The organism is Nocardia noduli (assembly GCF_019038455.1).
Lineage (GTDB): Bacteria > Actinomycetota > Actinomycetes > Mycobacteriales > Mycobacteriaceae > Nocardia > Nocardia noduli.
Window position 1 is genome coordinate 14328 of sequence record NZ_JAFMPL010000043.1, and the last position, 17014, is coordinate 31341.

Below are 17014 nucleotides of genomic sequence, written 5' to 3' on the forward strand. Positions count from 1 at the left end.
GGGGGTCACGAGGGGCCCGTAACGCCGTGTATACGGACGTGATGATCCGTACCGGATTGCGGCTGGAGGAGCAGTCGAGTTTGACGATGTTCGAGTTGCCGGTCCGTGACGGCTTCCATGGCTACTACCGGCAGTGGCTGCCGGCGGCGATCGCGAAATTCGGTTCGGCCCGCAACATCTACTTCCCGGACAGCGTGTTGCGTGATGTGTGGTCCTATGTCGAGATCGACCGGGCGGCGGCGGTCGCGGCGGCGCGGGCGGCCGGTCGCTACGAATGTGTCGTCGACCCGCTGATCGTCGATCATCCGCAGCGAGCGGCGGTCCGTCTCGGTGGGCGGTGGGTCGGGGTGGAGCGGTTGAATCCGGGGCAGCGGGCGCGTTTGCTGCGGTGCACGCCGGGTGGGTTGGAACCGGCGGCGTTGTGGTTGGGTGAGGACGGGTTGGCGTTGGGGTTGTCGGCGTGGAAGTCGATGTTCCGCAGGGGAAGTGAGCGTTGCGCTAGGTTGGGTGTGGCGGTGTATTGCCATGCGCACATGCTGCGGCACAGCTTCGCAGTCACCACTTTGGAGCACTTGCAGCGCGGACACCTCGACGCTCTGGGGTCGCTGGATGCCCAGCAGCGCCGTCACTACCGGATGGTTTTCGGCGATCCGCTGGACTGGGTACGACGCCGGCTCGGTCATCGATCGGTGGAGACCACACAGAAATACCTGCACACTCTGGCCGAACTGGAGATGGAGACCAGAATGGCGCTGGTCGGCGACGCCTGGGAGGACCCACGCCTGCTGCGCCCTGCCGACGTCACCACCGAAACCGTCGCCGACGACACGACTGACTCGCACAGCACCGACGACCAGACGCGGACGCAGTGAACGACATCGCTGATCACGAGCGTGCAGGCAGGGCTGGTACCCGGCGAGGTCGGCCTTCGCGCCAACCCGCTGCCGTCTACGACCCAGGCCCGCCGGTCACCGTGGCCGGGGACCAGTTGGAGGTGGAGTTCGTCGGCCGTGACAACCGCCGCAGGGTCTACGACTTCACCGAGATGCCGATGCCAGGAATGCGCGTCGAACTCGCAGCGGCGTTTGCGATCCGTGTCGGTCACACCGGCACGCTGCACACGGTGGCGAGCGCGAACAATGCGTGGACGGCGGTGAAGCGGTTCACCGCCTTCCTCGCCACACTGGCGACGCCACCGTCGACGGTGGACGACATCACGGTCTCGCATTTGAAGCGGTACCGGGCGGCGAAGCTCGAGACCACCACCGAAGTCGCGGTGCTGGCCGAGATGCGTCGGATCTGCCGGGTGCTGATGGAGATCCCCGAGCAGCATCTTCAACCTGATACACGGTCGTATCTGCGGGTCGGGCAGTTGTCGACAACGGTGTCGGATCGCCACGGCGTGCCCGGATATTCCGACGAGGTCTTCGCGAACATCATGCGGGCGGCACGGTCGGATGTCGCCGTGATCCGTGACCGTATCCGCGCAGGCGAACAACTACTCGTGCAGTCGAGAGAACCTGGCGCACTCACCGAGGCGCGACAGCATGAGGCCGCGGAACTGGCGCAGCTCGCCGCCACCGGCGAGGTGCCGCTGCTGCGGTTTCCTAACGGTTCACCGGATCCCCGGTCACGACGTGACTATGCGGCACGGCTGTTCCTGATCAGCGCCGACCTGGCACCACTGGTGGTGCTCGGTGTCGGGTTGACCGGCCGCAACAGCGAAACGATCAAGGAACTGCCCGCGGTGCATCGGCTGCTCGACGATCGTGCCGTGCAGGTTGAGATCGTCAAACGCCGCCGCGGCGCCGGACACTGGTTCGCCGAGGTCGCCTGGGAGATCGGCGCTCCGCACCGTGCCCTGCACACTCCAGGTGGGTTCTATCTGCTGCTGCGGGAACTCACGGCCCGCTCACGCCAGTTCAGCGGATCGCGCACGCTGTGGTCGATATGGTTGAACGGCTCGGTCCGCGACCGATTCCGGGACAACGGCGGACATATGGACCCCTTCGCGAAGACGCTCGACCGGTGTATGAACCTGACCCGGTGGGCACGCCGACACGACCTGACCGAGCACGGAAAACCTCTGGTGCTGACCATGAACCGGCTCAAGACCACCGTCGAACGCCGCACCACCCGCGCGGTGGGCGGGCACCTGCCCTCGGCGGCGCGTACCAACACCCAGGACGTGCTGTTCACCAACTACCTCTCCGGTGACCCCGAGGTCCGCGACTGGGCACAAGATGTCGTCGCCGAAGCAATCGGCGACGCGGAAACCGCTGCGCGGGAAGCGCATCAGCGAATCATCGCCGCGAACAACGGACCGGTGCCGGTGATCGAAGCAGATCCCACTGCGATGACGACAGTGACCGCGTTCGCCTCGTGTCGTGCGATCGATGACAGCCCCTTCAACGACGGAGTGTGCCGAGCGTCGTTTCTGGCGTGCTTCGCCTGCCGCAACGCCGCGGTGACCGCGGAGCACCTGCCCGGAGTGGTCGATCTGCTGGCCGAGCTGGAACGCCGATGGCACGGCAGTACCGCTGAGGACTGGTGGCGCCGCTACGGGCAGGTGTGGATGTCGATCACCGAGGACATCCTGCCCGCGTTCACCCCGACCCAACTCGATCACGCCCGATCACACAGCGATGGACGCAGCACGCGCCTGCTGGACCTGCTGGAAGGACCGCGAGACATCCGATGACCAGCCCCACCCCAATCGCCGCCGCCACCGACCGTATCGACCCCAACGCACTCGTTCTGGCCCAACGCCCTCTACGGCCGGGCGCCCGCCTGGCCGACACACCTCGCTACCATCAGGACAGGTGGGATCTGTCGCGCGCAGTACTACAGAAACAGCAGCCGTCATGGGTGCTGGACTTCACCACCCTGCCCCCGCCGTTCCAGCAAACTGCCAAGCAACTGTTCTATTGCCGACTCACCGGTGACCTTCCCGAGGGCGAACGCCCCAGGAGTATCGCCTCGATCCGGACCGAGTTCAGCGCGTTCAAAATCGTGCTCGCCTGGTTGTATCGGCGCGGTCGTCGACGGTTGGCCGACGTTGTACCCGAGGACATCGAAACTTTGCTCAAACACCTCGTCCACGAGGGCAAATCGCGGGGATGGCGGGTGAGCGTGCGCGGCAGCGCGACCGATCTGTGGACATACCGCAGCCGACTCACCGACGCGCTGGTCTTCGATCCGTCGGTCGTGCTGGACGACGTCGAGGGGGTCCGTGGCAGCCGAGGTGAGAACACCACCGACCGCATCAGCGAACCCATCCTCGGTCCGCTGCTCGGATGGGCGCTGCGCTACGTCCAGGAACTGTCCGGCGACATCCTCACCGCCAGAACGGAATGGGCGAGCCTGCACGCGCGCCACTGGACACGACGAGCCCAACGCCGCCCCGCAGGCAGCAAAACCGCCACCCCGCTGCTGGCCGCCGTGCTCGACCGATACCTGCGCGAGGAGCGACCATTACCCGGGGGTCCGGTCGGCATCAACCACTCGCACCTGGCACGGGAAGCCGACGCCACCCGCAGTACCCTCAAGTGCATCCGAAACCTCGCCTTGATCGAGGACGCCGCACGACAAGTCGGCGTCGACGACAACTCCTACCTGTGGTCGCCGATGAGCGCGCTCATCGCCGGGCGGCCCTGGCTGCACCGAATGGCCTACGCGGACTACGCCGCCTACGAACAGCGCCTGAGCACCGCCTGCTACATCGTGATCGCCTACCTGTCGGGCATGCGGGACAGCGAGGTCAAACACCTGCACCGCGGCTGTCTGACCACGACATCGGACCGCACCGGACGGCTGACCCGCCACCACGTGACCAGCCGCGCCTTCAAAGGCGAGAACACCGCCGAGGGCGTTGAGGCCACCTGGGTCGTCGGGCCCCCGGTGGCCCGAGCGATCGGCATCCTCGAACAACTCCAACCCGCGGACCAGCCTTGGCTGTTCGCGCCGCTGTTCACCGGCCACCACTCCAACCAGCGCCGCGGCGGTCGCGTGTTCGTCAACGAGGCCCTTACCAGCAAAGCCACCAACGAGGACATCGCCGGATTCATCGCCTGGATCAACACCTACTGCGCTACCTGCGGCTTGCCCGACACGGTCCCCGACATCGACGGACGTCCGGCACGGGTGACCACACGCCAATTCCGTCGCACCCTGGCGTGGTTCATCGCGCGCCGCCCGGGTGGCTCCATCGCAGGGGCCATCGCCTATCGCCACCACAGCGTGCAAATGTTCGAAGGCTACGCGGGAACCTCCAACTCCGGATTCCGCGCCGAAGTCGAAGCCGAACAAGCCCTGGCCCGCGGCGAAGACCTCGCGATGATGGTCGAACGCCACGAACACGAAAGCCTGACCGGACCCGCAGCCGAGGAGGGACGACGTCGCCTCGCTGAATACGGTCGCCATGTTCGATTCCAGGGCATCGTGCCACGCGACCGTCGCCAGTTCGAGAAACTGGCCGCCCAGCACGATCCGCACGTCTACCCCGGACGCTACGTCACCTGCATCCACAACCCCGACAAAGCGCTGTGCCACAACGGAAACAACACCAACCCCGCCCTGGGCGACTGCCGACCGCTGGCCTGCCGCAACGTCGCGATCACCGCCGACAACACCACCGCCTGGCGCGAGCAACTGCACGACATCGAACAAGAACTCGACAACGACACCCACACCCCCTACCTGACCTCACGGTTGCGAACTCGCCGCGACCAGATTATGCGCCTTATCGACATCCGCGACCACATGCGAGGCGACTGATGACCACTCCCACACCGCCGCAATCGCAGCTCCAGGCAGTCGCCGCCGAGGTATTGGCCCACGCCCGCGAAACAGGTATCCGCGCCACCGTGACCTCACTGGCTCAGTACGCGGGCATCACCCGGCCCACGCTCTACCGCAACCACCCCGGCCTCGTTCAACAGTTCCTCGCCGACGCAGCCCAAAGCGCGGCCGAACTGTCGCCGCGCCCATCGCGCTCCTCGTCGAACGATGAACTGCGAGAACGAAACACCCGATTACGCGAGGAGAACCGACAACTGCGACTGCACCTGGACCACTACGAGGAACACATCCGCCGACTCACCATCGAGAACACGCGACTACAGGCCGCTGTCGCCGGGCACGTCTCGGATCTGTCCACGCACCGTCACCAGCGAATGATCAACGACATCCGGTGACAGGGCGACTCCGGAGCGCCGTGCGTGAACCGGGTGAGGACGGCATCTAGGCACAGGGAACTCGGGCAGTCGGCTACTCGTGTGGGTCGCGATCGCACACCGACTCTGCCGGTGTGCCCACGTGGCCATTTCCAGCGGATCCGCCGTATCGAATTTGCCTATCGGAAGTCGGGGCCGGCACCGCGTTGGCCGGGCAGCCAACAGCTGATCTTGTAATTCACAAGATCACCGACAGAGCCGAACTCAGACCCAGGATGGCTCGAAGTATCCGATCCGTTGGCCCTTGTACTCGGTGAACCACAGGCTTCCGCCCGGTCCGGCAGTGATGCAGACAGGCCAGCTATCGAGAGTCGGCAGCGTGGGGGTTTCGGTGATGGTCCCGTCCTGGGTGATCTTCCCGATGCGATTGCCGTCGTACTCGGTGAACCAGAGGTTTCCGTCCGGCCCGGCGGTGATGCCGAATGGCCCGCTGTTCGGGGTGAGGCCGGCGTCGTATTCGGTGATGGTTCCGTCCGGGGTGATCTTCCCGATTCGGTGGCCCTTGTACTCCGTGAACCACAGGTTTCCGTCCGGCCCGGCCGCGATACCGCTCGGCCGACTGTTCGGGGTGAGGTCGGCGTCGTATTCGGTGATGGTTCCGTTCGGGGTGATCTTCCCGATGCGATTGCCGTCGTACTCGGTGAACCAGAGGTTTCCGTCCGGCCCCGCGGTGATGCCGAATGGCCCGCTGTTCGGGGTGAGGCCCGTGGTGTATTCGGTGATGGTCCCGTCCGGGGTGATCCGTCCGATGCGATTGCCGAATTTCTCGGTGAACCACAGGTTTCCATCCGGGCCGGCCGCAATATACGCGGGGCCGCTGTTCGGGGTGAGGCCGGCGTCGTATTCGGTGATGGTTCCGTTCGGGGTGATCCGTCCGATGCGATTGCCCTCGAACTCGGTGAACCACAAGTTTCCATCCGGCCCGGCCGCGATACCGACCGGCCCGCTGTCCGGGGTGAGGCCGGTGGTGTATTCGGTGATGGTCCCGTCCGGGGTGATCCGTCCGATCCGGTGGCCTTTGTACTCGGTGAACCACATGTTTCCGTCCGGCCCGGCGGCGATGCCGACCGGCCAGCTGGGTAAGCGAGGGTATGCGGTGATGGTCCCGGCTGTGGTAATCCGCCCGATCAGGTGGCGCTCGTACTCGGTGAACCACAGGTTTCCATCCGGCCCGCCGGTGATACCGAATGGCCAGCTGTTCGGGGTCAGGCCGGTGGTGTATTCGGTGATGGTTCCGTCCGGGGTGATCCGTCCGATGCGATTGCCCTCGAACTCGGTGAACCACATGTTTCCATCCGGCCCCGCCGCGATACCGCTCGGCCGGCTGTTCGGGGTGAGGCCGTTTTTGTATTCCGTGATGGTTCCGTCCGGGGTGATCTTCCCGATGCGATGGCCGTCGTACTCGGTGAACCACATGTTTCCATCCGGACCGGCCGCAATACTCGTGGGGCCGCTGTTCGGGGTGAGGCCATCAGTATGTTCGGTGATGGTTCCAGCTGGAGTGATCCGCCCGATGCGATGGCCCTTGTACTCGGTGAACCACAGGCTTCCGTCCGGGCCGGCCGCGATATACGCGGGGCCGCTGTTCGGGGTGAGGCCGTCGGTGTGTTCGGTGATGGTTCCGTCCGGGGTGATCCGTCCGATTCGGTTGCCCTCGAACTCGGTGAACCACAGGTTTCCGTCCAGCCCGGCCGCGATACCGAGTGGGCCGCTGTTCGGGGTGAGGCCGTCGGTGTATTCGGTGATGGTCCCGTCCGGGGTGATCCGCCCGATCCCGATTCGGTCGCCGTCGGACTCGGTGAACCACAAGTTTCCATCCAGACCAGCCGCAATACAGCCCAGGCTGACGTTCGGACTGAGGCCGTCAGCGGTTTCGGTGATGGCTCCGGCTGGAGTAATCCGCCCTATCCACTGATAATCGGTAAACCACAGATTTCCATCCGGCCCGGCAGTGATGATCTCTGGATAGCTGTGGAGGCGGGGGTATTCGGTTATGGCCCTGGCGGCACGTCGGACCGAAACGCCAGCTCTGATAGGGCTCATCGGGCGACCTCGATCCTGGCCATGATGGGCGATGGGTGGCAGCATGGCTTGATCCTTTCAGTCTTTCCTGAGCCGGCATTAGTGCGACTCCCGCAAGTGAACTTATATTCTCCGAGTTTATAGACAGAAAAGCCGGATATTCAATCGACTCAGCTAACCATGTCCCTATTTATTCAGACGTCGAGAAGCGTCGAAGCACGGTGTCATATCCTTCGCCGAACTGGCGATACTGTTGTTTAAAGGCCGAAACTAAACCCGGCGCGCAGGAAACCACGGATCGCATCTCCGGCAGCCGCCTGGATTGGGCCAGCCTTTCGATCTTCCCACGACTGAGCAGTCAGGGCGGGAACTCCCAAGAACGGGACTTGGGCCACAGCGAAGGCATCGTCAGCCACTCCGGCGAGAATCCCGACGACGAGGGTGCCAGCACCCATGAGTTGGGCGTTGACCTCGCCGCGGTTGTGAGACCGTTCGAATTTGACAGTTTCGTTCGCTTCGTTCGCCGCTCCGACCATCGTGGATACATAGCCCGCCACCCTAAGTGCTTTTGACGCGTTCGCTGCCGTCCATGCCGCTGCGCGTGCGAAGCGACCCGGCGCTGCGGTACCGGTCGACGGCGCTGCCACGGGATCAGGCACGGGTGGGACAGGGGTGGGGGCTGCTTTGGGAGAGACTTGAGGTGCACTGCTCGGGCCCATCGAGGTTGGGCCCGGCTTGTCGAAAGGCAATGACAACTGTTCAGATTGGACAGCGCCCGCGGCGGGAGGTCCCGGCGCCGCCGGGGCCTTATGGTAGCCCTCGGCTGCGGCTGCGATCTCCAGGCGTGCTTCGAACTGCCTCGCATACGAAGCCATTTCAGCTTCGAAAGGCTCGGGAGGTGGCGCCTTGAATCTTGTCCCTGGCGATACTGTTAAGTCGCGCGATTTTCCGTCAATGTAGACGCGCGCAAATTTGCCCTCTTGGACGGCCTGGGATCGCAACTCACCCGCTTCTGACGCCAGTGCAACGTTTTCCTCGCCAGGGCCGGGTGTCAGCGGGACGCGGGTACCAGCGGGCTGGGTGACAAAAGGTTGGTCGGCTGGATGCCACCAGTGTAGGCCACCCATTCCGGGCCCGAATGCATAGTCAAGTCCCCTTAGTGCCTCCCGTTGCAACGGAGTGATTCCGCGATCCGCCGCTCTTGCGACTGGTCTGATTGTGAATTGGGTTTGATTCATGAGCCAGGTCTGTTCTTCTTGACGTCCGTCCGGATCTTGCATATTTATTGGCCGTGCGCTGACGAATTGATAAAGATTCAGTCCGCTCGCGATCCCGGAAGGGTCGCAGCTCATCCACCGACCGATCCAGGGCGCGTAGTATCTGGCACCGTAGTAACAAAGCCCTGTTTCGTCGTCGCGTTCCTTGCCGGTGTATCGGTAGCGTTTCGGTGTTTCCGTTGCTATAGCCTGATAGGTGGAGCTGCCGTAGGGCGCATATTCTTCGTAAGAGATGATCTGCGCTCGGTCATTTAGCTCCACACTGGCCGATCCGAGGTGACCGCCGACCTGATAGCGAATAAGCTGCTGTGGCGCTTGGTCGTTGCCCGCCCTATCGATCGTGCGTGTCTCCACCAGGGAGATACGCTGTTGGCCGTCCATCACATGGAGCGTCTCGCGCTCAAGTGTGGCTGTGTTGCTGCTGATGGGGCCGCCATGCGTGCGGAAGATCTCGAAGCCGCCAAGGTAGATGCGCTCCTCGGTGAGGCCCGGCGCCTTCTCCCACACCTTGCGCACGCGCTGGCCAGCAGCGTCGTAGACGTAGAACGCAACTCCGCCACCGCCTTTGCCGACCTGTTGCAACTGGTCCTTGTAGTCCCAGTGCATATTCGGCCCTGCACCTCCGCTTCCCAGGTGCGGCATGCGCAGCATGTTGCCGTGGGCGTCGTGCGGGTAGGTGTCGGGTGCGCCGTTGCCGACCTGAGTGCTGGTCAGCCGGTTGCTCTGCTTGCCCGGCTCGGTCAGGCTGGCTTCTGCGTAGGTGTACGCGCGCGTCCAGCCTGCGTGCGCTGGGTCGTTACCGCGGTGCTGCATTTGCAAGAAGTTGCCGACAGCGTCATACACGTAGCGTTCGGTGTAAGTGCCCATGGCTTTGCTGTCTCCGGGATGCGGCAGCCCGACACGGCCGGCGTCGTCGGGTGAGTGTGGGATCGGTACCCCGCCTTGCCCCAAGTGCTCGCGACCGGTGGCCTGGATCAGCCGGTAGAGCGCGTCGTAGGTGTAGTCGTTGCTCGGCTCGACGCGCTGGTTCTTGAAGTAGACGGCCTGCTGTGCATCGTCGCGGATGTGGGTGATGTTGCCCGCGGGGTCGTAGATGTAGTGCAGGTTCTGCACGCCGCACCTCCTGCCTGTGGGTGGCTGCTTGGGCGCGGCGATGCTGTCCGGGGGTGGGTTCGGGTTTTCGCAGTCGTCAGTGAAGGCCACGCCCTGGGCCGTCGCGGGGTTCACGCCTCGGCGCGTGTACAGGTGCGTCAGTCGGAAGGTGTCGGGGTCGTAGGTGTAGGTGGTGCGGATGACCGTCGCGTCGCGGGTCTTGTAGTCGATGAGTGTGCGCTGGCCTTTGGCGTCGTAGTCGATGTTGGCTACGCCGACTGGCGACGGCGCGTCGTCGACACCGGGGTCGAGCAGGCCCGTCGGCTCAGTGCCGCGCTCCAGCCAGACGTCCACTCGCTCCAGCAGGTTGGCCTCGTTGAACACGTGCTGGATGACGTTGATCTTGTTGGGATGCCCGGGCCGGGTCCGGCTGCTGTGTGGGGCGATGGACTGGATGGGCCGGTTGAGTGCGTCGTATCGCGTGCTGCTCTCGAAGGTTTCGTCGTCGAGGTGAGCGTTCCACGGGTCCGGGAGGGCGGTGTAGTCGCTGAGCAGTTGCCGGTTGCTGTAGAGCAGGTTGCCTTTGAAGTCGTAGGCCGCGGTCGGGTTAGTGCTGGTGTTGTGCCGTATGTAGGTGGCGATGCCTGCGCAGTCGAAGTGCCAGCGAATGCGAGTGCGCATGTTGAGGCGCTGCGCCTCTGCTTCCTGGGCTGGCGTGGCGTTGAGGGGTGGCTCACCGTAACCGATCCATTCGACGAGGATGTCGCCGCGGTTGAGCGTGCGAGGATCGGAGTTGGGTTTGAGCGGATCGGCGTCGCTGAAGGTGCCGCGGACGGTCTGCTTCACCGGGCGGTGCAGGGAGTCGTAGGTCGTCGTGAAGTTGTGGCCGCGGCCGTCCCAGGCGCGGATGGGTTTGCCTGCCACGTTGTTGAGTGTCCAGCGCGGGCCGGCTTCCATGCTGAGTTGGTGGATGCGGTTGCCCAGCATGTCGTAGGCGTACTGCATGACGATGCGCTGCTCCAGCGCGCCCAGGGGCAGGTTGTCGGCGTCTGGCAGCTTTCGTTCGTCGAACACCTTGCGCTGGTTGCCTTCTATATCCAGCTCGACGCGGGTGCGGAACTGTTCGTCGGGTTTTTCGTGGAGCCGATGGCCTGCGCAGATCACCCTGTTGCGTGTCACGGTTAGGAAGGGGCGACCTAGTGCGTCGAAATGCGCGGTGGTGGGTGTGTCGGCGTGCGCTGCGGCACGCTCGGCCGCGTTGCGCTCGTCGGCGCCCAGTGCGTTGCCGATGCGCTGGGCGTGCCAGGTCTGCCAGGTCGCGGGTTGGGTCTTGAAGAACCTCTTGACGTAGCTGCCGATGTCGGGGTCGGTGCGCGGGTCGCCGGTCTGCAGGTTGCGCGGCGCGCAGGTGTCGTTGACGTCGTAGGTTGTCTGCTGCCAGGGGTCGAACACCACTTTGTCGTAGGTGTGGTTCGGGTGCAGCGTGGCGATGACGCGTCCGGCGGGGTCGTAGAAGAGCACCGGGCTGACGCCGATGCGCACATCCATCTCGAAGCGGTGGGTGTCGGTGAAGAAGGGCTCGTACTGGCGGACCGGTTTGCCCTTGTTGTTGTACACGGTCCAGCCGCTGCCGACCCAGCGTGGACTCACGTCATGGGGTGTCATCACGGGCCTGTTGTCGGGACCGACGATTGTCTTGCCGTCTGCGTCGCGCTGCGGTGCGGGCCCGGGCTCGGCCTGGATCTTGTTCTGGATCTCGCGGCTGAAGCCGTCGGAGTAGCTGAAGCTGAGCTGGATCTTCAGTCCCTGCGGCGGCAGCGCGTCGTGTACGTGGGTTTCGCGGGCGAGCGTGGCGGCGCATGCAGGCAGCCACTTCTCCGGTTTCTTGGGATGCGCCCGCTGTGTGCGTTGGAAGCGGTCGAGGTCGTAGACGATGCGCGTCGTGGCGTCTTTGAGCAGTGCTGCCGCCGTGGCGTGCGGATCGGCGGCGTCGAAGAATCCGTCGAGCTGGTCTTGCGTGAGATCAGGGACGAAACCGGCGAGCGAGTCGCCCTCCGCCGGCGCGGGCAACGGCTTGCCCATCACAGCGGTGCCGACCACCATGCCGAGCGTGTCGAAGGCGACTTCGGTCCGGTTGCGGTTGGGGTCGCTGACCAGACGCGGCTGCAGCACTCGGTAGTCATTGGTGTCCACGGTGACACGGTTGTTCAGCACGTCGCGAGTCTCGACCATCAGCAGGTCGTGGGCGTCGACGTCGACCAGGGTGTTGTGGCCGAAGGGGTCCAGGTAGCGGCGAGGCAGGAAGAAGTGTTGCTGGGCTTGCGCCAGTTCGGTCGCCGCGTTGTCGCCCGGATTCGGGCTGAAGAACGATCGCCCCGAGGGAATCCACCAGTGATCGTCGGTGTCGCTCGCGGGGAAGCGGCCGTCATTCTTGAGCAGCTGACTTTTCAGGTAGCCACCCTGGTCGCCGCTCTTGCCTCCGAGTATGACCATCGGATCGGGTATCAGCGGCTCAGGGATTTGTCCCTGGCGCGGACGTTGGAAAACCTGGGTGAGCAGACCGGGGGTGAAAGCGAGTTTGTAGCTTTCGCCAGGCAGGGCGAGTGGTTGCAGTTCCCCGAGCGGTAGGAGGACGGTCAAGTCGTCGCTGCGGTAGAGGGTGCGCACCGATTCGATGGGGCGGCGGCGATGGTTGCCGGAGGCGGTGGCTTCGTAGGGGACTTCCGGGGCCGTGAACTTGTGGCGTAGACGTCCCGGCCTCGCGAGGTCGGGTTCGACGAAATCCGAGGCGCTGTAGCGGCCGTCTGTGCCGGTGATCGGGTATCCGGTCAATTCGAACGCAATCGCCTCGCACCCAAGCGGGTTGCGGTGTGTGTCGGGTGAGTCGATGGCGTTGGTGACACGGTTTTCGGTGTAGGTGAGCAGCGCCGTGGTTTGCCGATCACGGTCCCATTGCTCCGACAATGGTGAGGTGCGGCGTCCGTATCCGATGGCGGCTTGTTTGAGAACGTTGCCGTAGTCGTCGACTTCCAGTGTCAGCGTGTGCTGGATGCGCGGGTCCGTGGGGTTGCGCTCGTAGTGGTAGCTCAGTGCCTCGCGCGCGTGGGTGCTGAACACGGCGTGGCGGTTGGAAGCCCGTGACTGGAGCGGGCGGATGGTGAAGTTGTGTTCGGTGACGGTGTAGGGCCGGCGAGCGCGCTCGATCTGCTCAGGTGTGGCACCGGGATGGTCGGCGTCGTCGGCATAGACCTCTTGGCGCAGCATCGAGCCCTTGAGGGCACGGCAGGCTTCACGCTCTTCGTCGAGCGTAAGTCCTTCGGGAAGCTCGGTGTCCGGCAACAGCATTGCCGCGGCTTGCAGGTCCGTGAGGCCGGGCTCGCGAAAGTATTCGCCTTGGTCGGTGCCGTTCGCCAGGCCGGCGAAGTAGTCGGAGACGTGCTCTCGGCCGAGGTAGAGGCCGGTATGGAACCAGGTCTTGGTGTGGACAGGTGGGACATGCGAGGCGGCATCGATGTTGTCGGCTGGTATCTCGCCCTCGGCAAGGGCCGCGAATTGCTCGGTGTCCCACTGCTCGACCATGCCGAAGCCGCGGAACTCGCGCTCTTCGCCGTCGAAGTGGCCGTGGTGGTAGGCGTAGCGGGTGACGAAGCGGTTGCGGCTGATGTGGTCCCAGGTTTCTACGCGCTCGACCACGTGTACGGGGAACGGCAGGCGCATGATCCAGGGTTTTCCGGCCTGTTTGTCCTGTAGGTAGAACTGGGTCGAAGGGGCGTAGTCGACGCGGGTTTCGGCACCGAGGTTGTTGACGGTCTTGACCAGCAGATGGGGCTTGCGGTCGCCCATGAGGTTGACGTAGCGCATCGGCGACTGTGCGTCGCCCGGCAGGCGCGACGACCAGACCAGGCAGGCGGTGCCGTTGCCCAGAAGGTCGATCGGCACAATGCTCACCAGGTCATCGACGCGCGGGAACACTTTCAGCACCTGCGGCTGACTCCACCCGTTGCCGGACTGGTTGAAATACAGGCGCACGCCGTCGCGGTGCAGGTAGATGATGTCGGTGGTGCCGCTGCCGTCGATGTCGGCCAGGCGGATGCGCTGGTGATCGAACTGGTCGGGGTTGTCGAACCAGGGCGCGTTGTCCATCGTCACCTTGGCGCCGAACCGGCCGTAGCCGAGGTTGGGCCAGTAACACACTTCGCCGTTGCGGATACGGATGATATCGGTCAGGCCGTCGCCCGACAGATCGGCCAGGTAGATGGATTGCGTGCCATCGGCGAAGACGACGCGGGGTCCCTTCTCCTCGTCGAGCGCGTGCGCGACGCGCCGGGCGGGACCGAAACCTTCTTCGGCGAGCGAGGCATGCCATACAAAGGTGTCGTCTTCGGTGATGAGCACGTCGGCATGGCCGTCGCCGTCCAGATCGACGAACTTGAGGTTGGGGTCGCGGAATTCGCGGTTCAGCCGCGAGGCGAAGGGACGGAAGGGCTGCCAGCCTTCGGCCTCGTCATGCTCGTACAGGCCGGGGGTGGGGCCTTCCGTCATAACGAGGTCAGGCTGACCATCGCCGGCGAGGTCCATGATCTCGGCGCCTGCGCTCAGGGCGAGGTTCGGTTTGAGGGCAACGGCTTCAATCGGGGCGAACGTTGCCTTGACGACCTCGCTGCCGTCCAGCTGTCGCTGCGGGATCGGGCTCCGGTTGCGTTTGTAGTACCAAGCTCCGGCCTGCTCGGTGAGAATGCCGGGGATACCTTCGCCGTGCAGGTCGGTCCAGCGGTAGACGCTGTCGTCCAGGCCTATGGGCAGGTTCTCCAGGCTCGCCGGGTCGACCTCTTCGACGACCTCCTGCACGATGGGCACTGTGTAGGTGAACTCCACCGGCGGCAGGCTGCGGCGTGTGATCGAATCGCCTTCCTGCTTCCACCCTGTTTGCGTCACCTGCTTCAGGAAGCTGTAGACAGGCCCCGAGGCAGTACCGGGGTCGATCTCGTCGTCGTAGGTGAAATCGGTGCTGCGAACCACACCTCGGTAGCCCGGTTGCGCCGCCCGGTCTCCGACCGCCGGCTGGTCGGGAATGTGGTGCAGCATCAGTACCCGCTCGCATCGGCGGCAGGTGCGCACCTCGAAACCCGAACGGTAGCTGGAGAAAGCATCCGTGCGATAGAGCCACGGCTTCTCCGCCTGGCCCATCGGGTTGGCCTCGTCCAACTCCCCGTAGTCGAATCGCACTTCGAACAACCAGTCCGTGTCGGTGTCCGACGGCGGATCGGGTAGGTCGCTCAGGTTCCGGGGACGTCGCCCCTGGGCATCGAGCAGCGGCCTGATGTTGCCGTACAGCACACGCTGCAGGTAGCGATTCGTGGTGCGGCGCGAATCCGAGGCCAGGCCTCGGTTGTGCTGATGGACCTGACCCAACGGATCGGTTTGGCCTGGCCGTAGCCGGTAGTCGCCGTCCTCGGTCTTGTAGAGGTAGCGGATGCCGTTGCCTCTGTCGTCGCGCGATTCGCAGATCAGCCACGAATAGACGCGGCTGTCATCGAGCGGGTCGGTGATACGCGAATTCGTGTCGTAGCCATACAGTGTGAGGATGTTGTCCTTGGAGATCGAACGCCAATGGACATCGCCGGGCGAGCCGATCTTGCTCCAGCGCTCGATGCGGGCGAAGAGCCCTTCGATACGCGGGCGGTACCGCCGCACGCGGTAACCGTCGAGTTCGTCTTCGTGCACGACGAGGCGACCGGACGCATCCCGCACCCAAGAGCCGTCCGCGTCACACTGGAAACCACTGTGGTCGGCGATCCAGGTACCGTCCGGGTCTCGCCGATAGACCGGCACCAGATCTTCGGCACCCGAGAGGACGAAGACATCGGAATCGGCAGCGTCGAAATACCGCGGGAGGCCTTTGTCGGTCTTGCGCGTGATCGACGGTAACGACAGGCTCCACCCGAAGCCGAAAGGGCCGTTACCCGAACCGGAGTCATAAGACAGCGAGAACTGCGGTCCGAAACCGGAGCGGCCCGGGCTGGTGGCGATGGGCACCGACATCGAGCCGGTGCCGGTGACCGGGTTGGCGGCGAACTTCTCACCGATACCGCGGATCGCGCCGCCCCCCTTGGGTAGGCCTATATTGGGCGGCACCAGGCCCTGCGGGGTGCTGGACTCCTCGCTTCGGCCGGTGTCGCGGGCCCGTCCCTGTGTCCAATGGTCATCCATGGCACTACCCCCTCCAGTCGCCCACACAGGTGATGTTGCCGGCGTGAGGACCGATCCTCACCCGGGCAGCCAAGTTTCGGCGACCTCGCCGGTCTAACGCGCGAACAGCGAGGCCGGATTCTTCGGTGGTCGAGTCGACGGCGATCCCCAGCGCACCACCACCTTCGGGAGACTCGACGGTAGGCGCCGAAATCATGAACTCCCGTTTGCTGGGATCTGTGGCCGTGACACTGTCACCCGGCTTGTTCGCATCAGATTGGAACGCCATCGCTGACTCTCCTTACTGGGTGCCCTGCACACAGCGCCACACCGGACTCGGACGACCGCTCTCAGGACAGCGATATAAAGCGTAGGCGGCACGTGCCGAATCATTCATGGACTTCGGGACAACGATATTGTGAATCTGGGGCCCGCAGGAGTAGGACACGGTCGCCTGTCCCCGGCAATAATGCCGACTGATCGGCCCCCCATGAAGGGGCCGCGGTTATGAGTGAATCCGGTCGACGGCAGTAGCCGATGAACTCGCGAGTACGTCATCAAATGAGACCTCGGGATTTCTTCGCGCGTTACCGCCGCTGTGGGCGATCACATGCGACCATACAAGTAGGAAGCGCTCTGCTCGGCGGGGCCGAAACGTACAGGTCCGCTCTTCACATTCCGGAGGTGCGCGTGGAGGTTTCGCTCACGGGAACGGTGGATGGTATCGATGTCCATGCTCTTGTCTCAGGGCAACCCGTCCACTGTTTCGCGGTCATCAACGGTCCTGGCCGCGATCCCGTTCAGATCGTCGTCTATGAGCCTCGCTTACAGACGGCTCTCGAACTCGCGTCGGCAAAGAATTGCGAGGTTGAAGTCACGGTCTCGGAAGACGGAACACAAACCGTCGCTACGCGTGTCCGGCTGCTGGATCGCTGAGGACAGTCCAGTGGCCTCATCCGGGAGTAGTGAAACTGTCGACTTTCGGTTGGAATTGCCTTCCACTGCGAATCCCGCAGTGCGTAGAGGCGTACTCGTGCATTGTTGGTAGGCAGGCGCCGATCGTTCGGTGCAGAAGGAATACAGAAAGAAGCGAGCGTTTGTCCCGCTGAATGACCGTAAGAACGGTACGGAGGCATCGTGTGGGTACTGTCCCGCCGCGAGAGATGTCGCGCCGCGGCCTGCCGGGGTTGCACCTGTGTC

General features: G+C 64.3%; 7 protein-coding genes. 5 read left to right on the top strand and 2 right to left on the bottom strand.

The window, feature by feature from the left end:
- Positions 1–41 precede the first annotated feature (41 nt).
- The 4 genes from JZ792_RS42135 (at position 42) to JZ792_RS22300 (ending at position 5195) form a co-directional block, all read left to right on the top strand.
- Positions 42–872: a site-specific integrase gene (locus tag JZ792_RS42135; protein WP_254190164.1), complete on the top strand. Its 831-nt coding sequence runs from the start codon at positions 42–44 to the stop codon at positions 870–872.
- 101 nt (positions 873–973) lie between these two features.
- On the top strand, positions 974–2701 hold the full coding sequence (locus JZ792_RS22290; protein WP_216912971.1) for a hypothetical protein: 1728 nt from the start codon (positions 974–976) through the stop codon (positions 2699–2701).
- Positions 2698–4776 (top strand): hypothetical protein, encoded by a 2079-nt coding sequence (locus JZ792_RS22295; RefSeq protein WP_216912972.1) that lies wholly within the window; start codon positions 2698–2700, stop codon positions 4774–4776. The genes JZ792_RS22290 and JZ792_RS22295 overlap by 4 nt, the downstream gene beginning before the upstream one ends.
- Entirely contained in the window at positions 4776–5195 is a 420-nt protein-coding gene (locus JZ792_RS22300) for a hypothetical protein (RefSeq protein WP_216912973.1), read from the top strand. The genes JZ792_RS22295 and JZ792_RS22300 overlap by 1 nt, the downstream gene beginning before the upstream one ends.
- Before the next feature lie 243 nt (positions 5196–5438).
- On the opposite strand, the gene JZ792_RS22305 is transcribed toward JZ792_RS22300, so the two are convergent.
- Positions 5439–7322: a Vgb family protein gene (locus JZ792_RS22305; RefSeq protein WP_438804362.1), complete on the bottom strand. Its 1884-nt coding sequence runs from the start codon at positions 7320–7322 to the stop codon at positions 5439–5441.
- 191 nt (positions 7323–7513) lie between these two features.
- Positions 7514–15835, bottom strand: coding sequence for a SpvB/TcaC N-terminal domain-containing protein (locus JZ792_RS22310; RefSeq protein ID WP_216912975.1), 8322 nt, complete (start codon positions 15833–15835; stop codon positions 7514–7516).
- Positions 15836–16504: 669 nt separating this feature from the next.
- On the opposite strand from JZ792_RS22310, the gene JZ792_RS22315 reads away from it, so the two are divergent.
- Positions 16505–16750, top strand: a complete 246-nt coding sequence (locus tag JZ792_RS22315) for a hypothetical protein (protein ID WP_216912976.1) — start codon at positions 16505–16507, stop codon at positions 16748–16750.
- Positions 16751–17014 lie beyond the last annotated feature (264 nt).

Excerpts from the sequence above, each read along its gene's own strand:
- JZ792_RS42135 (WP_254190164.1), top strand. The coding sequence starts at position 42 with ATGATCCGTACCGGATTGCGGCTGGAGGAGCAGTCGAGTTTGACGATG.
- JZ792_RS22295 (WP_216912972.1), top strand. The coding sequence starts at position 2,698 with ATGACCAGCCCCACCCCAATCGCCGCCGCCACCGACCGTATCGACCCC.
- JZ792_RS22300 (WP_216912973.1), top strand. The coding sequence starts at position 4,776 with ATGACCACTCCCACACCGCCGCAATCGCAGCTCCAGGCAGTCGCCGCC.
- JZ792_RS22305 (WP_438804362.1), bottom strand. The coding sequence starts at position 7,322 with ATGCTGCCACCCATCGCCCATCATGGCCAGGATCGAGGTCGCCCGATG.
- JZ792_RS22310 (WP_216912975.1), bottom strand. The coding sequence starts at position 15,835 with ATGGATGACCATTGGACACAGGGACGGGCCCGCGACACCGGCCGAAGC.